The organism is Mycobacteriales bacterium, from assembly GCA_035550055.1.
GTDB lineage: Bacteria > Actinomycetota > Actinomycetes > JAFAQI01 > JAFAQI01 > DASZTV01.
Map to the genome: position 1 here is coordinate 1 of DASZRO010000113.1, position 3,451 is coordinate 3,451.

A 3,451-nucleotide genomic window follows, 5' to 3' on the forward strand; every position below is an offset into this window, starting at 1 on the left:
GACCGGATCACCCGGGTGATCGGGATCGTCAACGGCACGACCAACTACATCCTCACCAAGATGGACGGCACCGGGGCGAGCTTCGGCGACGCACTGGAAGAGGCGCAGGCGCTCGGTTACGCCGAGGCGGACCCGACGGCGGACGTCGAGGCGTTCGACGCCGCGGCCAAGGCGGCGATCCTTGCCAGCCTGGCCTTTCACACCCGGGTGTCCATCGACGACGTCTACCGCGAAGGCATCACGAAGGTCACCGCCAGCGACGTCGCGAGCGCGCGCGAGATGAACGGCGTCGTCAAGCTGCTCGCGATCGCCGAGCGGGGTCCTGACCACGCCGGACGCGACTCGATCGGGGTGCGGGTCCACCCGGCGATCGTCCCGCTCAGCCATCCGCTGGCCGGGGTTCGTGACGCCTACAACGCGGTGTTCGTGGAGGCGGTGGCAGCCGGTCAGCTGATGTTTTACGGCCGCGGCGCCGGCGGCGCACCGACCGCGAGCGCCGTACTCGGCGACCTGGTCGCGGTGTGCCGCAACCAGTTGTCGGGGGCGCGAGGCGCGGGTGACTCGTCGTACGCCGCACTGCCGATCCGGCCGATGGGGGAGACCGTCACCCGCTATCACGTGAGCCTCGACGTGGCCGACAAGGCGGGTGTGCTCGCCAGCGTGGCGCAGGCGTTCGCGGCGCACGACGTGTCGATCCAGACCGTTCGCCAGGAGGGCCACGGCGACGACGCGTCGCTGGTGATCGCGACGCACGATGCAACGGATGCGGCGCTGTCGGCGACCGTCGAGGACCTGCGGGGCTTCGACACCGTGCGTGACGTCGCGAGCGTGATGCGGGTCGAAGGAGCGAACGTATGACCGCGGGCAAGCACGTGCCGTGGCGCGGCGTCATCGAGGAGTACCGCGAGCGGCTCCCCGTCACCGACGCGACGCCGGTCGTCACGCTGCGTGAAGGCGGCACGCCGCTGGTGCCCGCGCCGCGGCTGTCTGCCGTCACCGGTTGCGAGGTCCACCTCAAGGTCGAAGGCCTCAACCCGACCGGGTCGTTCAAGGACCGCGGCATGACGATGGCCATCAGCAAGGCCGCCGAAGAGGGCGCCAAGGCGGTGATCTGCGCGTCCACCGGCAACACGTCTGCGAGCGCGGCGGCGTACGCGGTTCGCGCCGGCATGGTCTGCGCCGTGCTCGTTCCCCGCGGCAAGATCGCGATGGGCAAGCTCGCGCAGGCGCTGGTGCACGGTGCCCGGCTGCTGCAGGTCGACGGCAACTTCGACGACTGCCTGAACCTCGCGCGCGACCTCGCCGACAAGTACCCCGTCTCGCTGGTGAACTCGGTCAACGAGTTCCGCATCGAAGGTCAGAAGACCGCGTCGTTCGAGATCTGCGACGCACTCGGTGACGCCCCCGACGTGCACTGCCTTCCGGTCGGCAACGCAGGCAACATCACCGCGTACTGGAAGGGCTACACCGAGTACGCCGCTGACGGCGTGAGCTCGCGCCGCCCGGTGATGCGGGGCTTCCAGGCCGCCGGTGCCGCACCGATCGTGAAGGGCGCGCCGGTGCACTCGCCGTCGACGATCGCGACCGCCATCCGGATCGGCAACCCGGCCTCGTGGGCGCAGGCGCTCGCCGCGCGCGACGAGTCGGGCGGGGCGATCGAGGCGGTCACCGACCGCGACATCCTCGCGGCGTACCGCATCCTGGCAAGAGAAGAAGGGGTCTTCGTCGAACCGGCGAGCGCCGCGAGCGTCGCCGGTCTGCTCCAGGCTCACACCGAAGGCACGCTGGCCTCCGGACAACGGGTGGTGTGCACCGTCACGGGCAACGGGTTGAAGGACCCCGAGTGGGCGATCGCAGGTGCGCCCGCCCCGATCACGATCGCCGCCGAGGTCTCGGCCGCGGCCGAAGCGCTCGACTTGTAATGGCACGCAAGTCGGGTCCGGTGTTTCGGGCCGCTGCGCTTCGGGTGCGGGTGCCCGCCACCAGTGCCAACCTCGGCCCGGGCTTCGATGCGCTCGGGCTCGCCCTGGACCTCTTCGACGACGTCGTCGTACGGATCACCGACGAGCCGGGGCTCAGCGTCGACGTAGCCGGCATGGGTGCGGCGAGCGTGCCGCGCAACGCCCGGCACCTCGTCGTACGGTCCATGAAAGCGACGTTCAAGCTGCTCGGCGGGGCCCCCGCCGGCCTCGAGGTCGTCTGTGCCAACCGCATCCCGCACAGCCGCGGTCTCGGGTCGTCGGCGGCCGCGATCGTGGCCGGGGTGGTCGCTGCGCGAGGGCTCGTCGTCGGCGGTAACGAGCGGATGGACGACGCCGCCGCGCTGGCGCATGCGAGTGCGCTCGAAGGACACCCGGACAACGTGGCGGCCTGCCTGCTCGGCGGCTTGACCATCGCGTGGTCGGAGGATGACGGCGCCCGTGCGGTGCAGGTGCCGACCGCCGCGGCGTTGGCGCCGGTGGTCTTCGTGCCCGGCTCGAGCTCGTCGACGAAGGCGGCGCGAAAGTTGCTCCCCGAGTCCGTGCCGCACGCAGACGCGGTCGCCAACGCCGCGCGATCGGCGTTGCTGGTCGAGGCATTGCGGGCTCATCCCGAGGACCTGATGGCCGCTACCGAAGACCGGCTCCACCAGCCCTACCGTGCCTCGGCCATGCCTCGCACCGCGGCCCTGGTCGCCGAGCTCCGCGACGCCGGCGTACCGGCTGTGGTCTCCGGCGCCGGCCCGACGGTGCTCGCCCTCACCACGACCAAGACGCGAGAGCTGGCACAGGGTTTCGCCCGCCGCGGATGGAGCGCGCTCCCGCTCGACGTGGCGACCAAGGGCGCCCACATCACCACGCTCTGACCACGCCCGCCCGCCGCGCCCATCCCGTCCCCTCCTTGCACGAAGTAGCACACAGATGTGCTCCCGAGAGGGTGATTTGCCCGACTTGCCGGATTCCGGGAGGACTTCGTGTGCTACTTCGAACAGGGGGCGGTCGGGTGGGGCGGCGGGAAATGGCCGGGTGGGGACCGTTGTTGATCGGAGTACCAGCGACTACTACGCTGTGACACAGCCGCCCCATCGGGGCGAGGTTCCCGCTCTGCAGCGAGTCGGCGTTTCCGGCAGCGAGCATCACCAGCAGCAAGTTGCCTAGTCCGGCTCGAAGCTTCCCCTGACCCCACGCGGGTCATTGCGATGAACCACCCCGGGCCGGCCCACCACTCTTCCCGCCGCGAAGGCGGGTTGCGATGCCGCCACGAGAACCGAGCCGGCATCGCGTCAGCAAGGAAGGAACACCACGAGTGAGCGAAACTCACGAGGCCGACTCCGCAACCGCTACGACGACCACGTCGTACGACGCCGACGGATCGGCCAACGGCTCTGCGAACGGGCATGTCGCCGACGAGCGGCCCCGGCGCAAGGGCCTGTCCGGCATGTTGCTGCCCGAGCTGCAGACCCTTGCCGGCG

At 70.6% G+C, this 3,451-nt stretch carries 3 protein-coding genes; all 3 read left to right on the forward strand.

The features are described 5' to 3' along the window. Positions 1–858: homoserine dehydrogenase (locus VG899_16340; GenBank protein HWA67934.1), on the forward strand; the 858-nt coding region annotated here is incomplete at its 5' end. Continuing rightward, positions 855–1,922, forward strand: a complete 1,068-nt coding sequence (thrC, locus tag VG899_16345) for a threonine synthase (protein ID HWA67935.1) — start codon at positions 855–857, stop codon at positions 1,920–1,922. The genes VG899_16340 and thrC, both read left to right, overlap by 4 nt. Beyond that, on the forward strand, positions 1,922–2,845 hold the full coding sequence (thrB, locus tag VG899_16350; protein ID HWA67936.1) for a homoserine kinase: 924 nt from the start codon (positions 1,922–1,924) through the stop codon (positions 2,843–2,845). The genes thrC and thrB overlap by 1 nt, the downstream gene beginning before the upstream one ends. Positions 2,846–3,451 lie beyond the last annotated feature (606 nt).